This window comes from Phaeovulum vinaykumarii (assembly GCF_900156695.1).
GTDB classification, from domain to species: domain Bacteria; phylum Pseudomonadota; class Alphaproteobacteria; order Rhodobacterales; family Rhodobacteraceae; genus Bieblia_A; species Bieblia_A vinaykumarii.
Map to the genome: position 1 here is coordinate 14,218 of NZ_FTOM01000011.1, position 23,998 is coordinate 38,215.

The 23,998-nt window shown below is 62.8% G+C and carries 29 protein-coding genes and 1 pseudogene; 6 read left to right on the forward strand and 24 right to left on the reverse strand.

All coding sequences use genetic code 11. The features are described from left to right. Positions 1-238: 238 nt before the first annotated feature. From BW949_RS15235 to BW949_RS15305, 15 genes are all read right to left on the reverse strand, one after another. Positions 239-2,263 carry an ATP-binding protein gene (locus tag BW949_RS15235; RefSeq protein ID WP_200805148.1) on the reverse strand — a complete coding sequence of 675 codons (2,025 nt, stop codon included), beginning with the start codon at positions 2,261-2,263 and terminating at the stop codon, positions 239-241. Positions 2,264-2,571: 308 nt separating this feature from the next. Further along, positions 2,572-3,597, reverse strand: coding sequence for a TrbL/VirB6 family protein (locus BW949_RS15240; protein ID WP_076367598.1), 1,026 nt, complete (start codon positions 3,595-3,597; stop codon positions 2,572-2,574). Next, the gene (locus BW949_RS15245; protein ID WP_076367600.1) at positions 3,597-4,016 is read right to left on the reverse strand and encodes a hypothetical protein; all 420 of its coding nucleotides are present in this window, start codon (positions 4,014-4,016) and stop codon (positions 3,597-3,599) included. The genes BW949_RS15240 and BW949_RS15245 overlap by 1 nt, the downstream gene beginning before the upstream one ends. A gap of 17 nt (positions 4,017-4,033) precedes the next feature. Beyond that, a complete protein-coding gene (locus tag BW949_RS15250) occupies positions 4,034-5,068 on the reverse strand; it encodes an ATPase, T2SS/T4P/T4SS family (protein ID WP_076367602.1) in 1,035 nt (344 codons plus the stop codon). A gap of 1 nt (position 5,069) precedes the next feature. After that, entirely contained in the window at positions 5,070-6,395 is a 1,326-nt protein-coding gene (locus BW949_RS15255; RefSeq protein WP_076367604.1) for a TraB/TrbI/VirB10 family type IV secretion system protein, read from the reverse strand. Then, positions 6,392-7,090 carry a TrbG/VirB9 family P-type conjugative transfer protein gene (locus BW949_RS15260; protein WP_076367606.1) on the reverse strand — a complete coding sequence of 233 codons (699 nt, stop codon included), beginning with the start codon at positions 7,088-7,090 and terminating at the stop codon, positions 6,392-6,394. The genes BW949_RS15255 and BW949_RS15260 overlap by 4 nt, the downstream gene beginning before the upstream one ends. Positions 7,091-7,101: 11 nt before the next feature. Then, on the reverse strand, positions 7,102-7,749 hold the full coding sequence (locus BW949_RS15265; RefSeq protein ID WP_076367608.1) for a VirB8 family type IV secretion system protein: 648 nt from the start codon (positions 7,747-7,749) through the stop codon (positions 7,102-7,104). A 14-nt stretch (positions 7,750-7,763) separates the two neighbouring features. Further along, positions 7,764-8,561 carry a type IV secretion system protein gene (locus BW949_RS15270; RefSeq protein ID WP_076367610.1) on the reverse strand — a complete coding sequence of 266 codons (798 nt, stop codon included), beginning with the start codon at positions 8,559-8,561 and terminating at the stop codon, positions 7,764-7,766. Further along, entirely contained in the window at positions 8,558-9,724 is a 1,167-nt protein-coding gene (locus BW949_RS15275; RefSeq protein WP_076367612.1) for a lytic transglycosylase domain-containing protein, read from the reverse strand. Before BW949_RS15275 ends, BW949_RS15270 begins: the two co-directional genes overlap by 4 nt. 4 nt (positions 9,725-9,728) lie before the next feature. Beyond that, positions 9,729-9,944 carry a hypothetical protein gene (locus BW949_RS15280; protein ID WP_076367614.1) on the reverse strand — a complete coding sequence of 72 codons (216 nt, stop codon included), beginning with the start codon at positions 9,942-9,944 and terminating at the stop codon, positions 9,729-9,731. Continuing rightward, positions 9,941-12,325 carry a VirB4 family type IV secretion/conjugal transfer ATPase gene (locus BW949_RS15285; protein WP_076367616.1) on the reverse strand — a complete coding sequence of 795 codons (2,385 nt, stop codon included), beginning with the start codon at positions 12,323-12,325 and terminating at the stop codon, positions 9,941-9,943. Before BW949_RS15285 ends, BW949_RS15280 begins: the two co-directional genes overlap by 4 nt. Then, positions 12,315-12,593 (reverse strand): VirB3 family type IV secretion system protein, encoded by a 279-nt coding sequence (locus BW949_RS15290; protein ID WP_076367618.1) that lies wholly within the window; start codon positions 12,591-12,593, stop codon positions 12,315-12,317. Before BW949_RS15290 ends, BW949_RS15285 begins: the two co-directional genes overlap by 11 nt. Before the next feature lie 24 nt (positions 12,594-12,617). Next, positions 12,618-12,908, reverse strand: coding sequence for a TrbC/VirB2 family protein (locus BW949_RS15295; RefSeq protein ID WP_076367620.1), 291 nt, complete (start codon positions 12,906-12,908; stop codon positions 12,618-12,620). After that, positions 12,905-13,474 (reverse strand): lytic transglycosylase domain-containing protein, encoded by a 570-nt coding sequence (locus BW949_RS15300; protein ID WP_407947271.1) that lies wholly within the window; start codon positions 13,472-13,474, stop codon positions 12,905-12,907. Before BW949_RS15300 ends, BW949_RS15295 begins: the two co-directional genes overlap by 4 nt. 130 nt (positions 13,475-13,604) lie before the next feature. Continuing rightward, positions 13,605-13,964, reverse strand: coding sequence for a hypothetical protein (locus tag BW949_RS15305; RefSeq protein WP_076367624.1), 360 nt, complete (start codon positions 13,962-13,964; stop codon positions 13,605-13,607). A gap of 228 nt (positions 13,965-14,192) precedes the next feature. On the opposite strand from BW949_RS15305, the gene BW949_RS15310 reads away from it, so the two are divergent. After that, positions 14,193-14,435, forward strand: a complete 243-nt coding sequence (locus BW949_RS15310; protein ID WP_076367697.1) for a hypothetical protein — start codon at positions 14,193-14,195, stop codon at positions 14,433-14,435. 364 nt (positions 14,436-14,799) lie between these two features. On the opposite strand, the gene BW949_RS15315 is transcribed toward BW949_RS15310, so the two are convergent. The 5 genes from BW949_RS15315 to BW949_RS16910 all read right to left on the reverse strand — a co-directional run bounded on the left by BW949_RS15315 (position 14,800) and on the right by BW949_RS16910 (position 17,076). Next, on the reverse strand, positions 14,800-15,099 hold the full coding sequence (locus BW949_RS15315) for a PAAR domain-containing protein (RefSeq protein ID WP_076367626.1): 300 nt from the start codon (positions 15,097-15,099) through the stop codon (positions 14,800-14,802). Beyond that, complete coding sequence (locus tag BW949_RS15320; protein ID WP_159440075.1) at positions 15,099-15,884, reverse strand: PoNe immunity protein domain-containing protein; 786 nt, start codon at positions 15,882-15,884, stop codon at positions 15,099-15,101. The genes BW949_RS15315 and BW949_RS15320 overlap by 1 nt, the downstream gene beginning before the upstream one ends. Positions 15,885-15,947: 63 nt before the next feature. Next, positions 15,948-16,394, reverse strand: a complete 447-nt coding sequence (locus BW949_RS15325) for a hypothetical protein (RefSeq protein WP_097177066.1) — start codon at positions 16,392-16,394, stop codon at positions 15,948-15,950. Next, positions 16,391-16,759: a hypothetical protein gene (locus tag BW949_RS15330; protein ID WP_076367632.1), complete on the reverse strand. Its 369-nt coding sequence runs from the start codon at positions 16,757-16,759 to the stop codon at positions 16,391-16,393. The genes BW949_RS15325 and BW949_RS15330 overlap by 4 nt, the downstream gene beginning before the upstream one ends. Before the next feature lie 11 nt (positions 16,760-16,770). Beyond that, entirely contained in the window at positions 16,771-17,076 is a 306-nt protein-coding gene (locus tag BW949_RS16910) for a hypothetical protein (RefSeq protein WP_143524458.1), read from the reverse strand. A gap of 225 nt (positions 17,077-17,301) precedes the next feature. On the opposite strand from BW949_RS16910, the gene BW949_RS15335 reads away from it, so the two are divergent. Genes BW949_RS15335 through BW949_RS15350 form a run of 4 tightly spaced genes read left to right on the forward strand, consistent with a single transcriptional unit; the run spans position 17,302 to position 20,877 of the window. Next, entirely contained in the window at positions 17,302-17,898 is a 597-nt protein-coding gene (locus BW949_RS15335) for a TetR/AcrR family transcriptional regulator (RefSeq protein ID WP_076367634.1), read from the forward strand. Positions 17,899-17,900: 2 nt separating this feature from the next. After that, the gene (locus BW949_RS15340; RefSeq protein ID WP_076367636.1) at positions 17,901-19,046 is read left to right on the forward strand and encodes an efflux RND transporter periplasmic adaptor subunit; all 1,146 of its coding nucleotides are present in this window, start codon (positions 17,901-17,903) and stop codon (positions 19,044-19,046) included. Next, on the forward strand, positions 19,043-20,176 hold the full coding sequence (locus BW949_RS15345; RefSeq protein ID WP_076367638.1) for an ABC transporter permease: 1,134 nt from the start codon (positions 19,043-19,045) through the stop codon (positions 20,174-20,176). Before BW949_RS15340 ends, BW949_RS15345 begins: the two co-directional genes overlap by 4 nt. 2 nt (positions 20,177-20,178) lie before the next feature. Further along, positions 20,179-20,877, forward strand: a complete 699-nt coding sequence (locus BW949_RS15350) for an ABC transporter ATP-binding protein (protein WP_076367640.1) — start codon at positions 20,179-20,181, stop codon at positions 20,875-20,877. Positions 20,878-21,096: 219 nt separating this feature from the next. On the opposite strand, the gene BW949_RS15355 is transcribed toward BW949_RS15350, so the two are convergent. Continuing rightward, complete coding sequence (locus BW949_RS15355) at positions 21,097-21,780, reverse strand: hypothetical protein (protein ID WP_076367642.1); 684 nt, start codon at positions 21,778-21,780, stop codon at positions 21,097-21,099. Between BW949_RS15355 and BW949_RS15360 the strand changes: the two genes are divergently transcribed. Continuing rightward, on the forward strand, positions 21,761-22,636 hold the full coding sequence (locus BW949_RS15360) for a hypothetical protein (RefSeq protein WP_076367644.1): 876 nt from the start codon (positions 21,761-21,763) through the stop codon (positions 22,634-22,636). The two genes, BW949_RS15355 and BW949_RS15360, sit on opposite strands and share 20 nt — an antisense overlap. 262 nt (positions 22,637-22,898) lie before the next feature. On the opposite strand, the gene BW949_RS17210 is transcribed toward BW949_RS15360, so the two are convergent. The 3 genes and pseudogenes from BW949_RS17210 to BW949_RS17765 all read right to left on the reverse strand — a co-directional run. Further along, a complete protein-coding gene (locus BW949_RS17210; protein ID WP_076367646.1) occupies positions 22,899-23,345 on the reverse strand; it encodes a chaperone NapD in 447 nt (148 codons plus the stop codon). Next, the gene (locus tag BW949_RS17760) at positions 23,321-23,443 is read right to left on the reverse strand and encodes a 4Fe-4S binding protein (RefSeq protein ID WP_200805149.1); all 123 of its coding nucleotides are present in this window, start codon (positions 23,441-23,443) and stop codon (positions 23,321-23,323) included. Before BW949_RS17760 ends, BW949_RS17210 begins: the two co-directional genes overlap by 25 nt. A gap of 215 nt (positions 23,444-23,658) precedes the next feature. Further along, positions 23,659-23,994: pseudogene (locus BW949_RS17765) on the reverse strand (hypothetical protein); the annotation flags it as partial. Positions 23,995-23,998: the final 4 nt, after the last annotated feature.

Genomic DNA, 23,998 nt, shown 5'->3' on the forward strand with positions numbered 1-23,998 from the left:
CTTGGCGAGGTAGGAACATGCTGATCAGAAGCGATGTCCGCTTCCTGCGCATCTCGCCCCTCCCCCGGGGCGCGACGCGAATGGCGGCTAACGTTGATTGCTGCGCCTGCCATGCCGCGATCTCAAGGGCGGCTTCCCGCCCCCTTGCGAAGGCGACGACCTGATCCGCGCGCTCGGCCCTTGGCGGACTTTGCGGCAGAGAACTCGATGCTGCGGCGCGGCAGATCCCAGCGAATGTTTAGCCTTCACTTGCATTCTCAGCGTCGACACTTGCCGAAGCCGCATCTGGAGCGGCATCATCCGCGATCCCCTCCAGGTACTTTGCATAGGTCTTCTTGAGATAGTTAAGCGCAGCGTCGTCGTCGACATTGGACTTCAGGTTATCCTGAACGAAGCGCATCCGGCCCTTTGCGTCAGACAAGACCTCTGACCACGCCTTCACCCAAATCTCGATCGGCCCGTCCTTGAACACGCGCCCAGACGGACTGCCTTCCTGTCTGGCACGCCGACGGGCATGCTCGTCGATATCATTCGACACTGCCCAGAACACCCAACGGGTGTCCAGATCTCGGAAGCGCTCGTCGTTCGCGATGGCGAAGGCGTAGCTCTCAACCTGAGTGAGTTCCTTAGGTCCGATCACGACAGAGGGTCGCTTCAACTCGACGACGAGATGTTCGCGCTCCTCGGGGCGATTTCTCGGAACGGAACGCGAGAGCATGAGGTCGACGACGCCGACGCTCCCGTCGATCCTTTTGACCGGCGCGTCTATGATCGTGTCGTCGCCGATCATTGACCGATGCTTGCGTAGGACCTCGGTAAGCCCCTTGTCGTCCACCGTGAGACCAAACTCTTCACCGAAAATCCAAGTGTTGCCTTCGGCTATCATCCGATGCAACTGACTACGCTCCTTGAGCAGACCGCGGGTCTGGGGCTCGTAGAGCAACTGCTCGATGCCAGATAGAAAGCTGAGGCGGTCTGCCACCATCTTGGACGCGCGGATGACATTGGCCAGGTCAGCTTCTTCGAGCAGCTTGGCGAACTCGTTGATTGTGCTCCGGGGCAGGTCCAAGACCTGCGTCAGGATCGTCTGGAGCTCGTCTGGGCCGCGCTCGATGGCCTGCCGGAGCATCCGCATCTGAAAGGCGCGGCCTTTGGCGCTTTGCTGGGAGAAGTCGGAGAGGTGCTTGTTCACCGTGAGCGCTAAGATGTCGAAAACCTGCCGCTCGGCGGTCTCAACCTTCGTGGTCGGCTCTGCCTCGTAGGGGTAAGAGCGCTCCTCCTTCCAACGCTCGATCTCCGACCGTGCCTTAGCAGTGCTCGCCTCCTTGAAGTGGACCTGAATTGCCTCGGAGGCCTGGTCGACCGCGTCGGCCATGGCAGCGTCCATTTCTGCAAGGTCGATCGCGCCGCGCTCTTGCAGTCGGTCCACGTAGGCGGACTTGAGGTAAGCAGAGAAGACGTAACCCGTTGTGTGGAATTTCGGCGCGATCCTTGCGAAGGGAAAGCCGTCCTTTCCGCAAAGAAAGATCGAACGCTCCGGCGCCGAATTCCACTGGATGACCTCGAGGACCACATGATGTGGCCCTCCGTCCGCCTCAATCGGGTCGAGAGAGATGGTGTCCGACGAGGCGATGTTCGCCTCCGGGTCCAGACGCTCGCCGTCGAAGAAGATTTCCGCGTCCCGGTAGTTCTTGAGGTAGATGGCGAAGACGGACGAGAAGTCGGGGACCGCGCGCTCGGCCTCAAGCGACTTGAATTGCTTCTCCAGTTCCGAGATCGTGACTTCCACACCCGTGCCCAGAGCAGGTTCTGCGGGCTCCGGCGCAGATATCTCTACGTCTACGAGCGCGTCCTTGACGAGGGTCATCTTAAAGCCCATCAAGTTGCCCGCTTCGTCCCTGTACCGAACGATCCAGTCAGCGACCCGCCCGAGAGCGAGGGCCTTGAGCCTTCCCTTGCCCTCCTTGCCATGCAGAACGCGGGATTTTCGCTTGGACTTCGCACCGTGTCGCTTCCACGAGCCGCCCACCTTGCCGAAGAGCGCCCTCGCCTCCTCGTGAGTGAAGCCGTGGCCGTTGTCCCTGACGGAAACCGAGAGCATCCCGAGCTCGCCGCGGTCCACATCTACGTCCACTCGAGTGGCGTCCGCGTCGAGGGAGTTCCAGACGAGCTCGCATACCGCCTGTACCGGCGAGGCATTCGCCAGCTTCCTTAGGTGGTCGTGCGCAACCTCTACCCTGAAGCTCCCGTCAGCCATGGCCATACTACCAATTCCCAGATTGTTTACGCTGAGACTCGCCCCAGCGGGGGCCACTGTCAAGGCGATGCGCTGCTTCGTCCTTTTTATCGCCCTCGGGCAGGAAAGAGAAATGCCGCGGACCTAATTTGGTCACGGCTTATTGTTTTTGGGGATGTTATTGCTCCAGCCGTAGATTTGGGGCCTGCAACCAATTGAGAAACCGGCGATTGGTTTTTTCACTAGAAGCCGATGTCTGCTTTGCGAGAAAAATGGAGTCAGTTTGCCGTCGCAGCAAATTCTACTTTCCGCCCTCCACGACGCCGCATTTCACCTCACTGACCCAATCGTTTTGCCCTCTCCGCCATCCTGACCACCTGCGCGCTTGCCGTCGCCGCAGCGCTGCGCATGACGGCGGGCGCCTGCACCGCGCCGCGTCCAATAGCTTCGCCGGTGGAGAGCGCTCCAATCCGAGCCCTGCCTTGGACACCTGCGGTGTTCATCAACCCCCGCAGCACGCCTGCGGAACCGCTGACAATCGCAGGTGCAGCAGCCACCATCAGGTTCCCCGAGATGCCCCGGACGATCAGCGGCGTCGCGGCGACGAAGCCCTTCGCGAGGAATACCATCACGAAGAACGGCACAAGCGCGCCGATGCTGGTCGCAGAGTTCGGGTCGCCAAGTTGAGACAGCAGCGAATTTGCCATTCCGACGACGGTCGAGAACATGGCGGCGATGACAATCGGATAGAAGGCGTAGCTGATCGTCGTCGAGACCCACCTGTGGAAAAAATCCTTTGTCGCCTCGAAGAGCGAGAGCGCGATCATAACCGGTGCGATGCCGAGCATCAGAGCGAGCATCATCTTGGAGAAGATGAGGACGATACCGGTCATGAAGCCGAGCAGGCTGAGGAGGACAAGGCCGATGCCGCCGAGGATCGCGCCGGTCATCCAGTTCAAGTTGCTGCCGATCGCGTTGAGATACTGGCTGAACTCCGTGATGAGCCTATCGAATTCTGCGGCGAAGTAGGCGGCCCCTGCCCCGCCGCCGCCGACCGATGCGATCAACGCGCCAGCGATGTAATCGAGGCCCCCAATGACGGCATTCGCAACGGCGTTGAAATTGGCCCAGTTGAAGGCGAAGAGGCCTATCAAGGTCAGCTTGATAAAGTACCAGAAGAAGCTTGCACCATCCATGCTGCGGAATTGAAAAGCCATGTTGATGCACACGCCGATCAACGAGAGCGTCACCATCAGCAAGACGATTGTGCCGGTATTGCTTGCGACAGCCCCGAACTGCGACTCTGCGGCATCGACAAGGAAGCCATCTGCCGTTCCAACCATCCAACTGACAATGCTCATCACCAATTGCCTTGCGCTTCGCAGAGGTCGCGAACTTCGCGAGCAATCTGGTTTTGTGCCTCTCGAAGGGCCAGTTGAACTTGGGTGTGCTCCGCCTGCGTGCGCGCTGCAAACCTTTCCTCGTACTCCGCGGACGCGGCATCCCAAGGCGGGAAGCGAACCTCACAACCGCAATCGCCAGACGCCTTGATCGCCTCCCAAGACCGCAACTCGTAGAGCCGCATCAGCGTCAGCGCCTTGTACGCTTCGCGCGGATTGATCTGGTCCATCCAGGTCGGTCGAGCGGGGCGCTCATTGCAAATCCGGTATTTCTGGGGCGCCATGGTCACGGTAAGATCGTTCGTCACCTCGGGGGCGGTCTGCGCAGAGAGAGGGGCTGCGAGCATGATGGTGATTGCGGTGAAGATGGTCTTGTGCATTGCGATGTCCTTTCGGTTCATTCGGCCGCGAAGGCAGAGCGATTGTTGGCCCCTCTTCCGGCTGTTTGCTGATCTCGATGGCTTGCCTGTCCCGGCAGGAAGAACTCGGTGATGCCGCGTGCGCCGTCATGGCGGCCCGCCTGAATGATCACGTCGATGGATCCCTCGATGTAATCGACCATGTCGGCATAGGTCATCGGCACATCTGTCTTCAGGGCCGCGATGGCGAGGCGACGGACGGCAAGTTGCGGGGTCTCGGCATGCAGCGTCGTCAGAGACCCACCATGCCCGGTGTTGATCGCCTCCAGGAAGGTCATGGCTTCGCGCCCGCGAACTTCGCCCAGCACGATCCGGTCGGGACGCATGCGCAGTGTCGCAGCCAAAAGCACATCGGCACTGCGGGCCTCTGCGTCGCGATCGGCTATCAGCGTCACAGCGTTGGGTTGATCCGGGCGCAACTCGGCCGCCTCCTCGATCGTAATGATCCGCTCAACGGGCGGGATTAGCGATAGGATCTTGCGCGCCGCGACGGTCTTTCCCGTCGAGGTGCCGCCTGAGACGATCATGTTGAGCTTGTTCTCGACGCAAAAGCACAGAGCGGCATCAATGTCGCCCGAGGCCACAACGTCGCGCAGCGCGGCGTTTCGTTCTTGGCGCAGACCTTCAAGGCTGCGTTCCTTTCCAAAGAGGAACCCGAGCCGGATCGCGCCGAGCGGCACTGAAGAAAAGAACCGCAAAGATATAGAAAAACCGCCTTCCACGGCCGGCGGTTGGATCACTTGGGCCCGGATCGGGCGATCACGATAGAGGATAGAGACCGAGACGATGGGCTTTTTCGGGCTCAGCGTGGTAGACGCGGCCGAGGCGATCTGATTTCCGAGGTCTCGGATCTCGGTCTGGGTCAACGGAGACCCGAGCGACCGCATGAAGTGATCACCTTGGAATTCGCCCCAGACATGACCGTCGGGGTTGATGCAAATTTCGATCGTGTCGTCGCGCCGCATATGCGCGCCCAACCTATCGAGCGAAGCCTCCAGATAACTTGCTGCCATATCAGAAAATCTCCAGGTCGCGATCGACCATGACCGTGATCCGCGTGCCTTGGCCGACGTGAATCACCGGGCTGATCGCAAGATAGTCCTGCATCACACTCTGAGTGCTGTCGCGCAGGTCGGTGCCCACATCGCTCGCAACATCGGAGGCGGTCTCATCGTCGATCTGCCCCGCAGCGGCCGCGGGCAAAGCACCGATCAACGAAATCAACGCAGCCGAGCCGAAGCGCTGTGCGAAACGGGTGTCGACGAAGCCGGTGGTGCCGGTACGGCCAAGCGCGTCACCGCCAAAGGCGCTGATTTCCACGGTCTGGTTGTCAGGCAGGATGATCCTGTCCCAGGCCACCATCACCCGCGACTGCGCGAGCGCGACATCGGAGCGGTACCGCCCCACAAGCCGCGCACCGCGCGGGATCAGGACACGCGTGCCATCGAAGGCATGCACATCTTCTGAGACGATGGCGCGGATCGCACCCGGCAGCGTGCTGTCGAGGGCCGTCTCGGTCACCGCCTGGATCATCGTGCCCTGCACCACAGTATTGCCGGGGTTCGCGATCACTTCGGCCCGCGTGACGGATGCGGGCTTCGCGCCCGCCCGCACGAAAGCCTCGTTCTCGTTCAACCGCGCGGCCTCGAGCGTGCTTTCGCCATCCTTTCCTGCCCCCATACCGGAAAACGCGATCATCGGGGAGGCGATGCGTTCGGCGCGCGCCTCGGCTTCGGCGATGCGGCGGCGTTCAAGGTCTGCGAGCCGTAATTCCTCTTCGCTGGGGCCGATTTCCGTGGGGGTTGGCGGGGAGAGACGCGCGAGTTCGAGGTCCATGCGCATTTGCTCGAGTTGCCGGTCGCGTTCGGTCAGTTGCCGCTCGAGCGCGCGCTGCGCCTCGGTAGAGGATTCTTGCAGCGCCACGATCCGTGCCGTGAGATCGGCGATCGCCTGCTCCGCCCCGCTGTCCGATGCCTCCACCGGCCTTGCCCGCAGTTCTTCAAGCTCGGCGCGAAGCGTCGCAAGGCTCTCCATCAATGCGAGCTCCGACGCCGAAGGGCCCGTCTCCTCAGCTGGCGGGGGCGTCGGCTCCGTTGCGCGCATGGGCGCGAGGTCCCCAAAACCCGATCCGTCGGTCTGGAACTCTTCCGGAGCGGCGGTCGGCAGGGGCGCTTCGGGCGTCGGCTGCAGGGCTGCCCAAGCGAGCCCCCCCACAGCCATGATGCCGCCAACACCGAGAAGGGCGACCAGCGGGGAAGGTCGGGCGGGTCCTTTCTTCTTTTCCGTCGTGCTTTCAAGCGCGGCAAGGCGCGCTGCGAGGTCTTCTGTGTCCTGGCTCATGACGTGGGCCCGCCCATATCCTGAACACAAACCACCTCTTCGCCAAGGCGCAGGACCCATTGACGATTGACGCCTGAGACGCGGATGGTGCCATCTTTGAGCGCGGAGCTGTTCACCGCACGCTCGCCGCCCTTGGCATAGCGGAAGATCGCAGGCACCGGCGCGTTTCGCGCGAAGCGGAAATAGGTGAAGGTGCCATCATCCCAGATCGCCGTCGGCGTGAACGCCTCGCGCGCGCTGACCGCATAGTTTGCGTTCGGCGCATCGGCCGCGACCGCACGATTGGGTTGCGCACGGGTTTCGGGATAGCGGAACTGCACGACATAATGCGGGGTCTGCCGCGCCTCGACGACATGAAAATAATAGGAGCGGCGGTTGGTATAGACGGTGATATTGGTCGCCACGCCCGATGCGGCGGGCTTGATCGCGAAGGCGCGCCCGCCGGGGACACCGTCGAACTGGAAGCCTACCGTGTCGCCCGCGATGATCGAGCGGATGGTCTCGCCCTCGCCAAACTCGACGGTGGTCACGCGCGTCAAGGTCGTGACGATGCGATAAACCTGCCCCTCGGTCCAAGCCGCGACCCGAACGCGGCTGTCATGAGAGCCCGCGCGCGGCGTGGCCTCGGCAAGGGCTGCACTCGCCGCGAGCGCCAAAGCACCGGCAAGCAAAAGGGTGGGAAGAGTGGAACGCATGGAAACAGGGGTCATTCGGAACGATCCGATCGGATGGCATATTGGGTGACGGTGAATCCGAAGGGGTTTTGCCAGACGTCGTCGATCGAGCGGGTCCGTTCGGGTTGGAAAGAGAACATCAAAGTGGCGCTGAACAGGCCTTCCTGCGTGCCCTGCGGGCCGGTCAGGCGCTTTCTCAGCCGCACCTGGGCCCGGTTCCCGCCGATCAGCGTGATCGAGGCGATCTCGACAGACATTTCGGCGGCGGAGCCGTAGCGGGTGGGCGGGTAGTTTTCTTGCCCCGAGGTCCACATGGCGCGCATGCTGGCCTCGGCCGCTCCCGTGGATTGTGACAGCACGCGCCGCACGCGCAGGTCGTTGTCGAGTTGATTGTAGACTTCCCGGTCAAGCACGTAGCGGTAAATCTGCGCCTCGATGATCGCGGGACGCTCGGAAAGCCGCACCGTTTCGACGGTGGCATTCGGCAGGGCAAGACCCGTCGCTGGGTCATAAGGCACGACGACCGGCGGCGGGGTCTCGACCATCAGGGCGATAGCCGCGGCCGCGAGGCAGCCGAAAACGCCGAAGCCGGCACCGCCAAGGCCGATCAGTCGCCACTGCTGTTCGCGGCGCAGCGCACCGTAGACAAGTTCCTCTTCCACGATTTCGCGCGCACTCATCTCCCCTACCCCGCTCACGGCTGCAGATCCGGCAAGGTGAAGTCCATGTAGCGGCGTTCTTCGGCAATGGTGGCGGCATCGACCACCCCCGCATTGCCCGCGCCGAGGGTCTGGATCGCCTCGAGTTCCCACATCCTTGTCATGGCAATGGCGAGTTCCGCCGTGACGCGGGTATTGTGGTCCATCGACTCTTTGAGGTCCTTCATGTCGGGGATCTTGGCCACAAGCTTTTCGACACGCTCGAGCGACTGGGCGGCTTCGGCATGGCTGTTCTGCGCTGCGGCGGACATCACCGCGCCGGTCGTCGCGCGGGATGCGACCCCTTCAGCGCCCGGCTTCCCGCTGGTGGCGATCTCGCGCAGAGAATCCTGATCGAACCCGGCGCTCGCCAGCGCCTGTTCCATCTGCGTCCGCAACGGCCCTGCATTGGGGCCGATGAGGCTCGACCAGTCGCCTGCCTGAATGCCACGGATCAGGCCGGGGATGTCTTCGAAATTGGCCTGCAGAAGCTTGTCGAGATCACCGCCCATGGCGAGGCCAATGATGCTGCGCGGTCCGGTCAGCGAGGCATACATCTCTTTGAGCTGGTCAAACTGCTGTTGCAGCATGTCGAGTTGCGCCAGCGCATTTTCCAGAAGATCGGTCTGGATCCCGAAATCCTGCAGCATTTGCTGAAGCTGGCGGATCTCCTGAGCGATGTTCTGGGTGTCGACCGTGGGCACGCCCTGCGCGGTGACGGGTCCCGCGAGGCTGGAGGCCAGTGCGAGGGCCGCAACACCCGTGGCGAGGGAACGGGACAAGCGCCTGATCATTGCAAATTCTCCAAGGTGAAATCCATGAACTGCCGCTCGGCGGCCTGGGCGGCGGCCATCGCGAGTTGTTCCTCGCTGAGCGGCTGGGTGTGGGCGGCCTTGATCCGGGTGCGGATCGCGACCAGCCGGGCAAGCTCGGCCCGGGCATAGGTGTTGAGCGCGACGGCCTCGTGGATGTCCTTGGTCTCGCCGATGCGGGTGATGATGTCCTTCACCCGCAAGGCGGCCGCGCGCACCGAGACCAGCGAATAATCGCCATAGACGCCCGCGCCATGGGCTGAGAGGCTGAAGCTCGCATTGGCCAGAAGGACGGGATCGATGGTGCCGAGCGCGTCGATGCCGCCGACTTTCGCGAGGTAGCTGTTGTATTGCTGGGGGATCACCACGACGTAATTCTGGGTCTCGGCGAAGGGCGGGACGCCGCCGTGGTTTTGCACATTGCCCGGGCCTGCATTATAGGCTGCGAGCGCGTGGATGATGTTGCCGCCGAACATGTTCAGCATCTGCGCGAGATATCGCGCACCGCCGGCGACCTGCAGATAGGGGTCGTCGTAATAGGCCGGGTAGATCCCGAGATCGGTCGCGGTGCCTGGCATGATCTGGGTCAGTCCGAAGGCGCCCACGGGCGAGCGCGCCCCGATCTGAAAGCGGCTCTCTTGCCAGATCAGCGCCTGCAACAGGCAGCGCCATTGCACGAGCGAGAGACCCGCCCGGCTGACACCGGGCAAGCTATGGGTGTCGCGCGCCGCGCGGATGATCAACTCTTCAACGCCCTCGCGGGCATCGCCGAACATCCTCGCTGCAGCCGGGTTGTTGTCCTCTGGCGCGTAAAGACTCGCCGCAGCACTTTCGACGCCCTCAAGAGCCCCGTGCCCCGCCTCCAGCCCGGCCACGGTCCCCGCAACATCGCCGGATCGAAGCGACATGGCATCAAGCACCCCATCGAGCGAAGCGATTTGCTGCCGTTCGATCTCCGCGAGTTCCTCCTCGCGCGTCAGCCGATCCTGCTGCAGCGCCAGATCCTGATCGGTCTGCTCAATGATCGCCTGCCGCTCCGCGAAGAGCCGCGGGTCGAATGTCGGCACGCCTTGCGCTCCCACGGGCCCTGTGCAGGGGCCTGCCAACGCAAGTCCGACCATCGAGAGGGGAAGCCAGTTCCGCATGCGCTCAGTCGTCCGTCCCCGGCAACACGAATTCGCAGGCTTTGCCGCGATCTGCCACCTCAACACCTTTGGTCGAGAGCCGGGTCGCGGCTTCGCCGGCCTGCGGCTGCGTCTGACGAAAGTTGAAGCAATTGGCCTTTGGCGCTTCGTGCTGCGTGCAAGCCGCAAGCGTCAGGCCGAGGCTGAGCACCGCGAGGCTGCGGGTGATGATAGGGGTCATGTCACTCTCCAGAAATCGGGGCGGTCGCGGTAATCAGGGCCAACCAGGGCCTCGCCTTTTTCCATGCCGCCAAGGATGGTCACGAGGGGGCCAAGCGCGCTCAGATCGGCATCGATCACCACCGCGCCCCGATCATCGCGCACAAGTGCAAGACGAGAGGCGGAACCGACGCCCAAAAGCACGTCGAGTTCCTTGTCGCTCAGGCCGAGCATGGCATAATCGCTCGCCGAGGCACGGATATTGGGCAGGAGCACCTGCGTCGGCACGGCTTCCACGATGGTCTTGCCGGTGCGCGTGCGCTCGAGCTGGCTTGCGTATTGCGTCATCATCACGACGACGGCGTTTTGTTTGCGGGCGGTCACCAGCCAGTTCGAGAGCCGCTCCGCGAAATAGGCATTGTCGAGCGCCTTCCAGGCTTCATCGATCACAATGATCGTGGGCTTGCGGTCTTCGATCACCCGCTCGACGCGACGGAAGAGGTAAGAGAGGACCGCCATGCGCTCCCGCTCACTCTCGGAATCGAGAATGCCGGTCAGATCGAAGCCCGCCACATCCCCTTCGATGCTGAAACTGTCCTCGGCATTCGCGCCGAAGATCCAGCCGTAACGCCCCTCTGCCGTCCATTCCTGCATCCGCTCGAAAAGATCGCCTTCGTCATCGGTCGAGACCAGAAGCGAGGCGAAATCCGACCAGTTTCGGAGGCCGGCGTGGCAAGCGCTCGCGTTCTGCCGCACGACCTCCTGCAGGCGATTGGTCTGCACCGGGGTGAGCGATCGATCGCGGCGCTCGAGAAGGCTCGCAAGCCAGTCGGCAAGCCAGGCCTGGCCTCGCGGGTCGATCTCCGTCTGCAATGGATTGAGCCCCGTGGGGCGCCCGGCGCGCACCGTCGAATAGCTGCCCCCGAGCGCGCGGACGGCCATTTCCATGCCCGCACGATAGTCGAAAACGAAGATCCGCGCCTCCGCGCGCCGGGCCATCGTCATCAGAAACGCCGCCAGCACGGATTTTCCCGAGCCGGGACGGCCGAGGATCAACGTGTGGCCCCCCGTGGGCTCGCGATCCGGCGCGCCCTGTTCATGGAAATTGAAACGGAAGCCGCTGCGCTCGGGCGTCGGAAAGAGCGTGATCGGCACACCCCAAGGCACCTCCGGCCCGGTCTTGCCGAGCGGCGTGCGGTGGAAGGTGGCAAAATCCGCGAAATTGTGGTTCGTGATCGCCGCCTTGCGGCTACGCGCGCCGGTGTTCCCGGGATGCTGCGCCATGTAATGCGCCCGCGCCCCAAAACCTTCCGAGATCAGGTTGATGCCCGAGGTGGCTGAGATGTTGCGGATCTCGGCGGCAATGTCGTCGAGGGCAGCTTGGGTGCGCGCATAGACGGCCACCGTCATGTGGTGCTCGCCAAAGATCAGGCGCTTCGATTCCAGATCGTCCTGCGCCAGTTCCAGCTCCTGCGCAAGGCTGACCGCCCCGTCATTGGCGGCCTGCATCAGCCGCAACTGCCGCTTGATCCGGCCCGCCATGATGTTGGCGTTGATCGGAACGAAGGAATGCGTGACCACCATGTCGACGGGCAGGTTCAACTCGTCGAGCATCAGGGCGTCGGTCTTGGCGGGATAGTTTTTCACCGCGAAGATTGCGCCGAGCTTGTCGCCCACGGCACCATCGGAAAGCGCGATCGTCGTGCCTCGGAAAGTGACGCGGGTATTGGCCACGTCCTCAGCGATCACGCCCAAGCGCGACCGCGCGAAGAGCGGATGCTCCTCGCCCGTGTTCAGCGCGCCCAGAAATCCCAAAAGTTCACCGGTGCTCGCCGCGAGCAAGCGGGGTTTGAGCGCATCGAAGGACGACAGCAAAAACCCCACCACCTCGTCGAGTTTGCGCAAGCCTCGGGTGGTATCGGCCGCGAGACGTGCGCGCGACGCCCTCAGGCCGAAAGGCAGACGACTGCCGGTTTCCGGACGCTTCAGCACCGTCAGTGTCAAGGTCTTGTCGCGCAGACCCGCCTGCCCAAGATGCGCGCGCCAGCGCTGATCGACGGCGGCCGCGAACGCATCGCCCGGGATGGGCGGCAGCGTCACATCGACCGCTTTCGATACCTTGTGCAGGTAAAAGGAAAACTCCGTGCCGACCTGCGCGACGATGCCTGCCAAAAGGTCGCCGATCCGGTCGAGATGGGTGTCTTCGCTTGTGGTGCTGTTCACCCCCTCGAGCCGAATGCATTGCATCAGCTCATTGCCGCGCGTCCGGATCGTGCGGTCGGTGACGAGACTGACATAGGGCAGCATGGAAGAAAGGCGCTTCTCGCCCTTGACCCAGGCGGGCATCATCGTGAGCGGATCGAGCGCATCTTCCACCTTATCGACACATCCATCACGGGGCATAGCTGTCGCCCCCATGAAATTTGCGGTTCGCCGTGGGTGGGGTTTCTTGCAAGGTGATCACCAGAACATCGAGGAAGTTCGGATCCCAATCCGCAGCCTTCCAAAGCGCGGGCCACGCCAGCCCCGCGAAGACAGCCACCACCCCGCTCTGCATCCAGAGGAACAGCAGCGTCGCGCCAAAGAGCCAGACCATGGCGTACATGATCGGCAGACCCATCAGCTTGGGCGGCCTGAGAAGGCCGATGAACACGCGGGACTGGTCGGACATGACAGGACCTCCGGGAACTTTGGCTCAGGTCGTCCAGATCGCGGCGACGATGGTGGGGGCCGCAGCGATGCCCGCGATCGCGACCACGACCCAAAGCGCCTGGCGGAAATCGAGGATCCCGAAGAGCCAGGAGAGGAACACGCCGATCAGGGCAAGCGTGCCGATCACGATACCCAGGGGGCCGGTGATCGCGTCGACGATGCCTTGCAGCAGCGTCTGCACCGGCGAAAGATCGATGCTTTGCGCCAGCGCGGGGCTGGCCAGAACGATGAGCGTCATCGCGCCGAGCACGATGAGGGAAGGTTTGGACGTCACGACAAATCTCCTTTCAGCCGCTGGAACACGGCTGTCACGCGGGCCACATGGCCCTGGGTTTCTTGGAAGGGGGGAATGCCGCCATGGCGGGTGACCGCATCGGGGCCGGCATTATAGGCAGCGAGAGCCAGCGCAGGGTCACGAAACTGATCGAGCAGCATCAGAAGGTAGCGCGCCGAGCCGTCGAGGTTCTGGGCGATGTCATTGGGGTCGACGCCGAGATCGCGCGCCGTCTCGGGCATCAATTGACCAAGGCCAATGGCCCCGACCGGGCTGCGCGCCCGCGGATTATAGCCGCTCTCGACTTCGATATTTGCACGGTAGAAGAGCGCCCAATCGGTGACGGACAGACCTGCTTCGCGCAGGGCACTATGGCTACCGTAGCGCAGCGCCGTGCTCTCGATGGCATGAAGGATGTTTGGGGCGGCGTGGGCCGCACGGGGTGCAGCTGCGGACACGAGGCTGAGGCGATCATCATCCCCGCTGGACTGCGGTGCCGCAAATAGAAAGAGACGATCTGAAAGAGGCCCCTCCTGGGCGTCTTTTCCAGCGGTGAACGAGCGCATGTGGCGCGTCGCTTCTGCCGTGTCGATCAGCCGACCATCCGGGCTGACCTCGAAGATGAAACCGTCGGCTAAGGCCAAGGGCGCGGAACAAACGCCTGTACCAATTAGCACGACGAGCGCAAAAGCGCGGTCAGTTGTCCTTGACCAGAACCGGGCCAGTTTCTGGCGCGCCCGCGCGCCCGGGGGCAGCATGACGCTCGCGAGCCCCTTCGACGAGCGGGATGCTCGCGGTCGTGCAACCCATATCGGCAAGGAAGCTGACAAGGCCGACGATCGTCTTGAAATCGCGCAGCTTGAGAACGCTGCGGCTGGTGACGAGCATCTTGTCGTCACGCCCGTCGGGAGCAACGGCCCGGATGACCCAGACGCCGTACCAGCTGTTGTGGCGTTTTTCGGCCCCTTCTCTACAGACCACCTCGATGAGATAGCCCTCGCTAAGGAGGCCGCGCAGTCCGTCTTCTGTAACCACATTCGGTGCTTCTTCTATCATGGCCTTCCGTTGGATCCTTTCTCTGCCTGAAGTGCAGTATCGGGCCCACGGGGTCGCAACACCCCGGGCGATACAAAACAACATGATTGAAGGCAAGGCAATTTTAATGAATTGACAAAGATCGCCTTGCTCCGATAACGGTGATACCCGACGAGCTTATGATTTCAAAGGCGGTAAAGGGGTTTTGGTCTCTTCATGACTTATGCGTGCAACACGCCCCTTGTACTGATGATCGCCCTGTTTGCGACCGCCAGTCCGGCGCATGCTTGCGCCCCGCCCGCGCGGCCGTTTCTCCCCTCGTCAAAAGAGGACATGCACCTCTATGCAGACCTGATCCGAGGGGACTTCGAGACATATATCACTGAAGTTCAGGACTATTTTCGCTGCATGGATGAAGAGCGCTCGCGAACCTTTGTCGAGGCGAAAGAGGCGAGCGAGGACTACGGGCGGTTTCAGGATGCGCTTGAGTAGGTCCAGTGCCGCGTAGCCATCTGCTTCGAGCGGAGATCAGCAATCTGTTGCAGGGTGGGAGGTAAGTGATCTGGCAGCATTGCAGCCGCAGAAACTTGCGATGGCGACCGTTGGCAGGCCGCCTTAGCGGCGACGCACACACCGAAAGCCGCCCTTGTATAACCCCAGTGCCGATCGCGCGGATTTGCCCGAGCGGCTGCTCTTATGAATTATTGGGGCTACTATGCCGCAAGTCCGCTCCCCGCCTCTCACGTTGGTCTTGGTCTCGCAGACATGGTCGGCCCAAAGCAGTCGATCGGACAGCGAGACCGGAATCGTCGAAGCAGCCGTTGACGCACCCCGCAGCAAAGATCCGTACAGTCTTTCACCCCCCGAAGAAAACATCTCCGGAACCCGCTGCGGCCGAACCGCCGCAGCCGATCGCGTCGCCTACGCGCCCCGCCGGTCTGCCGTTGATGAAGACCGTGCCAGAGCCGCCCGAGAGGCTGCGCGGATGTGGGGGCGCGGGGCAGACGCCGCAGGCGTGGGGGGCATAAGCATCGCCTTGCCGCACCGCGCCGATGCCATTGACGAAGACATCGCCCGAAGCACCGGTTGCCGGTGTGGGGGGGAAGTGGCAGCCGTGGCCGGAGCCGGTGTCGCCAAGGCGGGTTGCGGCCGCCATCAGGCGATCCCCCGGCAGCCACGCGCCCAGTCGGCCCAGTCGGCGGGATAGTGGGGGTGGTCGCGGAAACTGCGGTCGTCTATGCCGAACACCACCGAGGCCGCCGCCGCCTCAAGGCACCAGTAACCGACATAAGTGCTGTTCGGGCCAAGATCTTCGGCCCGCGTCGTTTGCGCGGCCAGTTCGGAGGCCAGTTCCTTGTACCAGCCCTCGAGAAATCTTTTCAGATGATGCGGGCGGGTGAAATCGGGTTCCTCCGGGTCGATCGCCAGCCACAATTCCTGATAGGCTTCGGGCCAATGCACCGGACTTTGCGGCGCAACCTCGCCAAGGCCCAACTGACGGCGGAAGGCCGACCAGATCCGGTCATAGCCGCCGTAGTCGCGCTTGGTCAGGTCGAACCTGTCGAGCGCGTCGAAGAAGGCCCGCATCTCCAAGGGACTGGCGCAGCAAAGAACGAGCATGGAGATGTATCGATGGATGACGCTTGTGCCCATCCACGCGATGCCGTCGGGCATCTCGGTGCCGAACCGCGCGACCATCTCGGGAAACAGGTGCCCGACCCCGCGCAGACCAGGGGCCACGACTTCGGGCATCGGGGCGCCAGCTGAGTAGAGGCACAACGATGTTTCGAACAAGGCCTTAAGAAGGGGAGTTCCATCCGTCCCACCAGTTTGCGGACCTGTGGGTGGATTGTTGTAGCTATCTTCGAACGCCTCGATATCCTCGTATTGATAAGCCAAGGCCTGAACCCAGAACTCCCGAGTCGCAAGCGTATCTCTCATTGTTTTCTCCATGCGGGTGCCTGCGTTACCTCGTTGCCCTGCGCATCCCGCTATGGCAGGGCCTCATTGCTGCAGCCAGCGGGTGTCAAGGTCATCGGCTCCGCCGCCAGGGCCAGACAGACCAGCAAAATCTGGTCTTATCGCTCGGATCATGGACGCATAGTTCCCCTCTGTGATCATCCAGCGCAACGGATCGTCATAGGCGTAGGCCAGCCGAACATGTTCTCTCGAACGGCCGAACTGCAACAAAACGGATTGCCATCTGCGATGATCCACTTCTGGGTGCATTTCGCGCAAGATAGAAAGCGGACGGAGCAGGGGCGGGATGGGAAAGGTGAACCCGGTGGCGTCTCCGAGCGTGTCATAGGCCTGCCCGCCGCCGCCGCCCTTGCCGTCGGGCGAGAGCCAGAGCCAAGCAGCAACCGATATCCAATTGGAAAAGTTCCTGGGTATTGAGGGCACGATCAGCCCGATGATCTGACGGGCCTGCACGGCTTCTTGCGGGGTCATGGCTCGAATTTCGGGCGCAGGCTTTCGATGAAACCGTAGATGTCGGCCGGGGTCACGGCCCAGCATTTCGGGTCCTTGTCTTCGAACTGGACATTGAAGCGGCCCGAGGTGCGGTCGAACTGGATCAGCATCTTGAGCGGACGCGGACCGTCGCTGTAGACAGAGCGCAAGTAAGCGGCCATGGCGGGGCGCACGGTCCGCAGCCCTGCGGTAATAGCTTCGAAATCGCCGTCGGGCTTATAGAGGTACCCATAGGAATTGTCGGGGTCGCCATCTTTATCAAACCCGATGACCAGGCTGAACGTAACCCAAGGCCCTTCGAACGCCTTGTGGTTGCCAACAATCGCACCAATCAGATCGGCCATTTCACTCATGTTCACCTCGTATAGTTTTCCTGCATGTCCCGCCAAGTTATCCGATTAAATGACTGGCCTGCCTTGTTCTTGAAACTCTTTTCGTTCTCATAAACTATTTTGCCTGTCTTGGGATCCCGAACCACGTAGCTACTATCGAACATATCCGGCCGGACCGCCCCCGGCGGATAGACGTCGATCTTGTAATCCACCTCGTATCCCAGCCGGGTCCAATCGGCCCATACCGGCCATTGACCCACGCCTCGCTCCGCTGCTGTGCGGCCCGTCGGACCTGCCGTTCGCTGCACCCGCGCAGTCACGTTGATCACGCCCGCTCATCCAGGGGATGGCGCCGCGCAGCCGCGACGCGCCGACAGCACGCTGCTCAAGGCGCTGACGCGCGCCTTCCAATGGAAGCGAATGCTGGAATCGGGCGAACATGACACCATCGTCGAACAGGGATGCACGCCATAACAGATGCGAAGGGGAACGGCCTTGACCCCGGAACTCAAGCGACATACATGTAAGTGAGTGCATACTTATTATGGTGGGGCATGCGGAAACCATCCAACCTGCGCCGGGCGGAGATCATCGATGTCCTGCTTGATCTGGCCGATCGGATCGGACCGGATCGCGTCACGACCGCAGCCGTGGCTGCGGAGGTCGGGGTCAGCCATGGTGCGCTGTTTCGCCATTTCCCGACCAAGGCGGCCCTGTGGCAGGCCGTTGCCGAGCATGTATCCGAACTTCTGACCCGAGCCTGGGTGGACGCCCTTGAAGACAATCCCACCCCCGAGGGACGTGTCCGGGCCCTGGTCGCGGCCCAGCTTCGGCAGATCGCGGCCACCCCTGCTCTGCCCATGCTGCTCTTTTCCCGTGAGTTGAACGTCGAGAACGCGGAGTTGCGGACCGCCTTCAAGGATCGCCTGGCTGCCTATCACACCCATCTGGCCGAGGCTGTCCGCCAGGGCCAGGAGACGGGCTGGCTTCGCGAGGACGTGGTCCCGGGAGATGCGGCGATGCTGCTGACCTCGCTTGTGCAGGGCATGGCCATCCGCTGGGTCCTCGGGGCGCGCGATTTCGATCTTGAAGGCGAGGGGTGCCGACTGCTCGCCGTTCAACTCCGGCTTCTCGACAGGAGGGAGAACTGACGATGCGCAAGGTGTGGGCCTATGGCCTCGTAATGGCCATCCTTATCGGGGGCGGTATCCTCGCGCTTAACGCGAGATCGCTCCCGGTGACCGTGGTGTCCCCTGAGCGCGATGTGCCGCTGCGGCTCTATGGCCTTGGAACCGTGGAGGCCCGCGTGCTCAGCCAGGTGGGGTTCGAGGTCGGCGCGAGCGTGGTATCCCTGACTGCCGATGCGGGCGACCGCGTCGAGCAGGGCCGGGAACTGGCCGCTTTGCAGCATGCGGAACAGGCGGCCCGCGTGGCCCGGGCCAGCGCCGCCGTCGCGGCGAACCGGGCAAGCCGGGTCAGGGCCGAAGCCACGATCGCCCGGGCGCAGGCCGTTCTGGACCAGCGCCGCGCCGCCAATCACCGCCAGAAGGATCTCGCCCGCAAGGATGTCACGTCGATCCAGCGCGCCGAGGAAGCCCAGCGGGATGAAGACGTGGCGCGGGCCGAGCTCGATGTCGCCCGGGCCGATCTCGCGGTGATTGCGGCGCAGGGCGCGGATACGGAGGCCGCGCTGGCGCTGGAGGAGACGCTCCTTGCACAGTATCGCCTGCACGCCCCCTACGACGCGGTGATTGCGACCCGGCACGCCGAACCCGGCGAAGTGGTCAAGGCCGGCGATCCGATCTTCACCCTGTTCGACCCCGCCTCTGTCTGGATCCAGGCCTATGTGGACGAAGAACGGGCCGGGCAGATCGCCCTAGATCAGCCGGGCACGATCCGCTTGCGCTCCATGCCCCAGGCCACGTTTCACGGCAGGGTTGCCCGGATCGGCCTCGAAAGCGACCGCGCTAACGAAGAACGGCGGGTCTGGCTGAGCTGTACGGACTGCCCCGAGACCATGTATCTGGGCGAACAGGCCGAGGTTCGTATCCTGACCGGCACCCGGGACCGCGCCCTGATGGTGCCAGAACTGGCGATTGCCGGCTTCGACGGGCATCGCGGCACGGTATGGGTCGTCCGCGAGGGACGCTTCGACACCTTGGAGATGACCTTCGGTGCCCGCGACGATAAGGGCCGGGTCGAGGTCACCAGCGCGGTGCCAAACGGCGTCCGCATCGTGGCGCGCCCGGCCAGCACGCTTGTCGCCGGTGGCCGTGCCCGGATCGTGGAGGCCCCATGACGCTCGCCCTGAAAGATATCCGGCATGGTCTCTTCCGTTTCGTGCTGACCTGTTTCGGCCTGGGCCTCCTGATGACCGTCGTGCTGGCCATGATCGGCATCTATAACGGCCTAGTGGCCGATGCGCTGGCGGCCGTGAAGGCGCCCCGTGCCGATCTCTGGGTGGTCGAATCCGGCACGAGAGGGCCCTTTGCCGAAGCATCCAGCATTCCCGCGGACACACGGGATGCGGTTGCCCGGATGCCCGGGGTCGCAGAGGCCGGCGCCATTGCCTACCAGACGGTTGAGACTGCGCATGCTGGAGAACCCCTGCGCCTTTACGTGATCGGATACGAGACGGGGCACCCCGGCGGGCCGGACCGGATCGTCGCAGGCCGGGGCATCGGCGCCAGCCATTTCGAACTCGTGGCCGACCGCAAGACAGGCCTTGTTCCCGGCGATACGATCCGGCTGGGCCGTACGCGGTATTCCGTGGTCGGGCTGGTCGAGGGCGCAATGAACTCCGGCGGTGATCCTGCGGTCTATGTTACTCTCACCGATGCCCTCGATCTGCAGACCGAGCTTGCCCCTGCAGCGATGCGCGTCCAGGCGGCCCGGGGCGGCCAGCCCGTGAAGTCCGCCTCCGTCGCCGCGATCCTCGTCCGCACCACCCCGAACGCCGACGTCGATCTGCTGACGGCCACGATCCGCGAATGGAAACATCTCGGCGCTCTCACCCAAGCCGACCAGGAAAAGGTGCTTCTGGTGTCCGTCGTGGACAAGGCAAGGCGGCAGATAGGGCTTTTCCTCGGGATTTTGCTGACCGTCAGCGCCGTGGTGATCGCGCTCATCATCTACACGATGACCATGGAGAAACTGAAACAGATTGCCACGCTGAAACTGATCGGTGCGCCGGACCGGACCATCATCGGTCTCATCGTGCAGCAAGCCCTGATCCTGGGGGCCGCGGGTTGGGGCATCGGTGTGGGCCTGATCCTGCTGGTCAAGGACGACTTTCCCCGACGGGTGGTGCTGGAGCCCTTCAATGTCGTGGTGCTTGCGGGCATCATCGTGATCGTCTGTCTCGCCGCAAGCGCACTGGGCGTACGCGCCGCGATGAAGGTGGACCCGGCCACCGCCCTGGGAAGCTGATCATGAGCGGTGACATTCTCATAGACATTCAGGGCGTCGCGAAACACTTCGGAACGGCAGAGACACGTGTCGATGCCCTGCGCTCTGTCGACCTCCAAGTGAAGACCGGTGAGGTCATCGCCCTTCTCGGCCCCTCGGGGTCGGGCAAGACCACGCTTCTGAACATCATAGGATGTATTCTTGCCCCTTCCGCGGGGCGGTTGGTCCTGAACGGGGAGCCCGTTTTCGATGGCACATGGCTGCGGCGCGATCTCCGGCGGCTCCGGCTGGACAAGATCGGCTTCATTTTCCAGGCTCACAACCTCCTGCCGTTTCTGACCGCCGAAGAGAACGTCTCGCTTGTTCTGGAGCTGGCGGGCCATCCTCGGGAAGAGGCGCGGGAGCGGGCCCTTGCCTTGCTCGACTATCTCGAGGTCGGGCATCGCGCCCCGGTAAAACCCGCGCACCTGTCGGGCGGCGAGGCGCAGCGGATCGCCATTGCCCGCGCTCTTGCCAATCGCCCCCGGATCATCCTGGCCGATGAACCCACCGCAGCGCTTGACAGCAAGCGGGCTCAGCTTGTCATGGACCTGCTGCGCAAGCTGGCTGCCGAACAGGACGCCTGCATCGTTACCGTTACCCATGACGAAAAGATCTTCGACCGTTTCGACCGCCTCATCCACCTGCGCGACGGGCGGTTGGCCGAAACGCGAGAGCGCTGACTGGCTGGTGCATATGGCATACTCGGCTCCGGAGGATGTCCCTTACCCTGAATGGCCGCTCTTCGAAAACTCGGCTCGCAGCTTCGCACTCGCAGAGAAAGTCCGGAATCCGCCCCTCACGACGGCGACGACGTCTGGCATTTGAAGCATGCCGTCGAAGAGGCGTTTGGTCGACATGTCACGTTGGCGCCTTGGGATTAGGATGGCCTGTTTATGCCTTCAGCCCGCCAGCCGGAAATACCCAGCCCTCCGAACCTGCCATAGAGTCAGGGCGCTGTCGACAACGATGCCACCGCCGAATAGCAGCGCGATGGCTTGCAGGTTGGGCTCGAAAACCCCTGTCAGATAGGCGCCGAAGGCCGCTCCGTAATAGAAAATACTGACGAACAGCGACTGATAGAGCAGTAGATCGGTCCGTCCCATGCCATAAAGGAAGCTGTCGAGGATATGGTTGAGCGCGAAGACCATGTAGAAGCCCAGCATCAGCAGAACAAGCGCTACGATCCGCGCAGGCTCAGGCGAAGCCATCGCGGTGGCGACGAACCACGTCCAGCCTGGAATCGTCAGGATCCAAAGGACAATTATTCCACCGACTAGCCAGAGATAGCCGACAAGACGGCCTTGCAATTGCCCTCCGTGGTTTCCGGCATCCTGCCGCACCAGCGTGCCGAGCGTCAACACGGGCAGCAACAGCCAGCCCCAGATGAAGCTATTGGCCACCCAGAACAACCCCGCCTCATCGATCTGGTTCATCATGCGCAGGATCATCAACGAAAAAGCAAGGTTGCGTGCGGCGGATTCAAGTCCCGATTTGGCGGCGACCCGCAGCCAGTCGCGAATCCAGCCGTCGAGCGCCTGCCGGCGTGGGAGCGTGAGCAAGCGGTTGAAACCGAGGATCGCCACCGAGGGTACGCTTGGCGACGTACTGGGCATTCTTTTGCTGTGTCGCGCACTGGAGGGGGCGTCGGCCAACCTCTTCCGTCGCCGAGCTGTGACGGTCATCCAGTCTTCGCTGCGTTCGGATTACCTGGCGCGGGCAATCGAAGCGATTTGCCCCGAAACCCACATGGTGATGAAGAAGCACGACCCGATGTCCAGAAAAATGCTCCACAAGGCAGTGCATCTCCGGACCATCCCTCAAATTGGGCTGACGTCGCTTGACATCGAGGAGATCGCCAACATCGTCTCGAGAGGCGAGTGCATGATTTTCCGGTGCGACTTGGAATTTGATGATCTCGATGAGACCCTGCCAGTGCCATTTAACCTGCTTCGGCTGTGCGACATCGACACCGACATTCTGGGCCCGTTGCTGGCAATGACCTTCCCAGAAACCAGTCCTGATCTCTTCGCTCACGAATTGGGACGCTTGTCCTCCATCCAACCCTCAAGGGGGTTGACCGCGGACGAAGCGCTCTGCGCATGCGCAGGCAAGGATTTTGCCGATGCGATCGACAGCTTGATCCAGAAAACGCAGCCTCCCAAAGCTGAAGCTCCTGAAGCATTTACTCCGGATGTGGATGAGCCCGTTGTGCCCTTGGATGAGCTGGTGGGGTATGGAAAGGCCAAGCGCGCCGCACAAGGACTGATATCGTCCCTGCGTCTATACCGGGATGGGAAACTGGCATGGGAAGATGTACTCGTTGTAAAAAGCGCCTATGATCGTTTTGTCAATTTCAATCACATCAAGCGACGCTTTAACGTTCAACAGATGATCAAGACCTCAACAGATGATCAAGACCTGCCACTTCAAGCAAGTTAAGGTACCAAAATGAAAAAAGAGGCTCGGAGGCCTCTTTGTCTTCATGCGGGTGTGCTTTACCGTGGCGTGCCGACCTACTAGAGGTACACATGCAACAGCGTCCGTTAGGAAGCCCCGCTGTCTGCTGCTGATTCAGTATTTAGCACCCACGCAAGCTGAATGCAAGAAAATCTCACTTTCTGCAGTTTTTTTCAGTTCAGGATGACCATGGGCACAACTTAAAGCCTTGCAGCACATATGATTTTCTCATTTCATCAACAGTTCACTGCAGCCGTGGCCGCCCTTCCAGGGTCTCCGCACGCTCCAGCATCCGCACCACGTCCCGCAGGCTCATTCGGCGCCCCGTCATCCGGGGCGCCATCACAAGAACCTCGCAGACGGCCTCCAGCGCCTCCTGCGACAGCTTCATCTCCAGCCCGCGCCGCACGGCGAAGTCGTGCAGCTGCGCCGGGGTGATGTCGTGGACCTCGACGATCTGGCAGCGCGACAGGAACGGCTCAGGCAGGGTCACGCCGAGCACGCCGGGGATCTGGTGCAGGTCCATGATGATGTCGGCGGCGCGGCGCTCGGGCGTATCCTCGACTGTCACGACAAGGCGGCCGCGATCTTCGGCATGGACCTCGCAGCCCGCGGTGGCGGCAATTGCGACCCAGGCGGCGGGGGCAAGGGCGGGGGCGGTCTGGATCAGACAGCCGCAGATGTTGTGCATGATGCAGGCTCCGCTGTGGGGATGGGGGAAAGGGCAAGCGCCCCTGCTGGGCAGGGCGCGATACAGGCGCCGCAGCCGGTGCAGGCGGCGGGATCGATGGTCGGCGTCGCACGCCCGCCAAGGGCGGGGCGGGGCGGAAGCGGATCGCGGCGGCGTCACACTGGTCCTCGCAGATCCGGCAGCCGGTGCCCGCGCTTGACAGGCACCCCGCGCCCACCGCGACGCGCCAGGGGAAGGGAAACCCCGGCTGCAACGCCCCGGGGGCGCAGGATGTGGTGCAGGCGCCGCAAAACGTGCAGCCGCCAATCCGCAGGTCCAGAACCGGAAAGCCTTCGCCATCGCGCAGGATGATCCCCGGCGGGCAGGCGCGGGCACAGTCTCCGCATTGCGTGCAGTCGCGCACGAAAGTCACCCCGGCCCCCGTCGGGCGCGGCAGAGTTTCCGCCCGCATCCGGCCCCGCAGCAGGTTGCGACGGCTGAACGCCCCCGCCTGCGGGCCCAGTGTCGAAGGGGATGGGGTCAAACCCGGTGTCATTGCGACCTCGTTGCGCTTGCCCGCATCATCACGCTTCGGTGATCTGCTGCCTTGACTTTGGTTAGGCGGGCCGCGTCTTTCGCCACCTCTGACTTCCGCTCGCCAAGTGGTCATGCGA

Excerpts from the sequence above, each read along its gene's own strand:
- BW949_RS15310 (WP_076367697.1), top strand. The coding sequence starts at position 14,193 with ATGATCGCCCTGTTTGCGACCGCCAGTCCGGCGCATGCTTGCGCCCCG.
- BW949_RS15250 (WP_076367602.1), bottom strand. The coding sequence starts at position 5,068 with ATGGCAGCAAGTTATCTGGAGGCTTCGCTCGATAGGTTGGGCGCGCAT.
- BW949_RS15240 (WP_076367598.1), bottom strand. The coding sequence starts at position 3,597 with ATGAGCATTGTCAGTTGGATGGTTGGAACGGCAGATGGCTTCCTTGTC.
- BW949_RS15270 (WP_076367610.1), bottom strand. The coding sequence starts at position 8,561 with ATGATCAGGCGCTTGTCCCGTTCCCTCGCCACGGGTGTTGCGGCCCTC.
- BW949_RS15300 (WP_407947271.1), bottom strand. The coding sequence starts at position 13,474 with ATGCGCTCGTTCACCGCTGGAAAAGACGCCCAGGAGGGGCCTCTTTCA.
- BW949_RS15325 (WP_097177066.1), bottom strand. The coding sequence starts at position 16,394 with ATGACCCCGCAAGAAGCCGTGCAGGCCCGTCAGATCATCGGGCTGATC.
- BW949_RS15335 (WP_076367634.1), top strand. The coding sequence starts at position 17,302 with ATGCGGAAACCATCCAACCTGCGCCGGGCGGAGATCATCGATGTCCTG.
- BW949_RS15305 (WP_076367624.1), bottom strand. The coding sequence starts at position 13,964 with ATGATAGAAGAAGCACCGAATGTGGTTACAGAAGACGGACTGCGCGGC.
- BW949_RS17210 (WP_076367646.1), bottom strand. The coding sequence starts at position 23,345 with ATGCACAACATCTGCGGCTGTCTGATCCAGACCGCCCCCGCCCTTGCC.
- BW949_RS15345 (WP_076367638.1), top strand. The coding sequence starts at position 19,043 with ATGACGCTCGCCCTGAAAGATATCCGGCATGGTCTCTTCCGTTTCGTG.
- BW949_RS15340 (WP_076367636.1), top strand. The coding sequence starts at position 17,901 with ATGCGCAAGGTGTGGGCCTATGGCCTCGTAATGGCCATCCTTATCGGG.
- BW949_RS15320 (WP_159440075.1), bottom strand. The coding sequence starts at position 15,884 with ATGAGAGATACGCTTGCGACTCGGGAGTTCTGGGTTCAGGCCTTGGCT.
- BW949_RS15290 (WP_076367618.1), bottom strand. The coding sequence starts at position 12,593 with ATGTCCGACCAGTCCCGCGTGTTCATCGGCCTTCTCAGGCCGCCCAAG.
- BW949_RS15285 (WP_076367616.1), bottom strand. The coding sequence starts at position 12,325 with ATGCCCCGTGATGGATGTGTCGATAAGGTGGAAGATGCGCTCGATCCG.
- BW949_RS15315 (WP_076367626.1), bottom strand. The coding sequence starts at position 15,099 with ATGGCGGCCGCAACCCGCCTTGGCGACACCGGCTCCGGCCACGGCTGC.
- BW949_RS15275 (WP_076367612.1), bottom strand. The coding sequence starts at position 9,724 with ATGCGGAACTGGCTTCCCCTCTCGATGGTCGGACTTGCGTTGGCAGGC.
- BW949_RS15260 (WP_076367606.1), bottom strand. The coding sequence starts at position 7,090 with ATGCGTTCCACTCTTCCCACCCTTTTGCTTGCCGGTGCTTTGGCGCTC.
- BW949_RS15255 (WP_076367604.1), bottom strand. The coding sequence starts at position 6,395 with ATGAGCCAGGACACAGAAGACCTCGCAGCGCGCCTTGCCGCGCTTGAA.
- BW949_RS15330 (WP_076367632.1), bottom strand. The coding sequence starts at position 16,759 with ATGGCCGATCTGATTGGTGCGATTGTTGGCAACCACAAGGCGTTCGAA.
- BW949_RS15265 (WP_076367608.1), bottom strand. The coding sequence starts at position 7,749 with ATGAGTGCGCGCGAAATCGTGGAAGAGGAACTTGTCTACGGTGCGCTG.
- BW949_RS15280 (WP_076367614.1), bottom strand. The coding sequence starts at position 9,944 with ATGACCCCTATCATCACCCGCAGCCTCGCGGTGCTCAGCCTCGGCCTG.
- BW949_RS15350 (WP_076367640.1), top strand. The coding sequence starts at position 20,179 with ATGAGCGGTGACATTCTCATAGACATTCAGGGCGTCGCGAAACACTTC.
- BW949_RS15245 (WP_076367600.1), bottom strand. The coding sequence starts at position 4,016 with ATGCACAAGACCATCTTCACCGCAATCACCATCATGCTCGCAGCCCCT.
- BW949_RS15235 (WP_200805148.1), bottom strand. The coding sequence starts at position 2,263 with ATGGCCATGGCTGACGGGAGCTTCAGGGTAGAGGTTGCGCACGACCAC.